General features: G+C 54.8%; 1 protein-coding gene. It reads left to right on the plus strand.

From position 1 onward, the window contains the following. The first annotated feature begins 49 nt into the window (after positions 1-49). Positions 50-1,275 (plus strand): IS3 family transposase gene (locus QP324_RS11785; protein ID WP_100619247.1). Its coding sequence is split into 2 segments (ribosomal slippage): positions 50-329 and positions 329-1,275, totalling 1,227 coding nucleotides; the frame shifts between segments, so codons are not numbered across the junction. Positions 1,276-1,305: the final 30 nt, after the last annotated feature.

Here is a 1,305-nt window from a genome sequence, read left to right on the forward strand (position 1 = left end):
TGAAGCGTCCTGGGTTTAGTTCCTACCTCAGCTAAGGAAGGATTGAACTATGCCTAGAAAGTATTCCGTCGAGTTCAAGGAGAAGGCGGTCCATCAGATCATCGAAATGGTCCGCCTGGAGTCTTGCTCACTGCAACGCGCCTACACGGAGGTCGGTGAGCTGCTTGGAGTATCTCACCACACGTTGCGGGCCTGGTACCGTGACAGCGCCTCAGTACGCGATAATTCTGACGCTTCAGGCGGCGAAACAATGGAAGAAGAACTCAGGCGTCTGCGCCGCGAAAACCGCGAACTGAAACGAGCAAACGGGATTCTTAAAACTGCTTCGGCTTTTTTCGCAGCGGAACTCGACCGACCCACGACCAAATGATCTCCTACATCGACGCGTACAAAGATCAATTTGGGGTCGAGGCCATCTGCCGAGTCCTTAAACAAGCAGATCGTGGATTCATTACTTCACGCGGCTACCGCAAAGCCACCACACGTGTTCCCAGCGCAAGAGCCTTAAGCGATAGCCTGCTCATCCCAGAGATACAGCGTGTGCATGCGGAGAATTTCTCGGTCTACGGCATCCGCAAAATGTGGCACGCGATGAACCGCGAAGGCTTTCATATTGGTCGCGACAAGACCGCACGTCTGATGAAACTTGCAGGTGTTTCTGGCCGCAGACGTGGGCGAACCCCAATAACAACGGTAAGCCCGAAGACACCGGATCATCGCCCGGACCTAGTGCGCCGAAACTTCCGTGCGCAGGCACCAGGCAGGCTTTGGGTTGCCGACATTACCTACGTTCGCACCCTGTCAGGATTCGCCTACACCGCGTTTGTCGTGGATGTCTTCAGCCGAAAAATTGTTGGTGTTGCTACACGCTCGACAATGCGCACCGATGCGCTGCCCATGGAGGCATTGGAACATGCGTTAACGACTGCAGGACGAATCCATGGAAACCAACTAATTCACCACAGCGATCGGGGCAGCCAGTACGTGTCACTGAAGTATTCCACCGCGCTAGCTGAGTCAGGAATCCGCCCGAGTGTGGGAACAATCGGCGATTCTTACGACAATGCACTAGCCGAAACAGTCAACGGTCTCTACAAGGCGGAACTGATTCATGCCCAGGGCCCGTGGACGTCGGTCGGAGAAGTCGAACTGGCCACCTTGCGGTGGGTGCATTGGTGGAACACTAAGCGACTTCACGAAGCATTGGACTACGCCACCCCACAGGAAGTAGAAACCGAGTACTATCTCACCCAGCCCATCAACACAGGGCCGTAAAAGAAGCGGAACTAAACCCAGGACGCTTCA

Origin of the sequence: Corynebacterium sp. UMB0012 (genome assembly GCF_030216265.1) — a bacterium.
Classification (GTDB): Bacteria; Actinomycetota; Actinomycetes; order Mycobacteriales; family Mycobacteriaceae; genus Corynebacterium.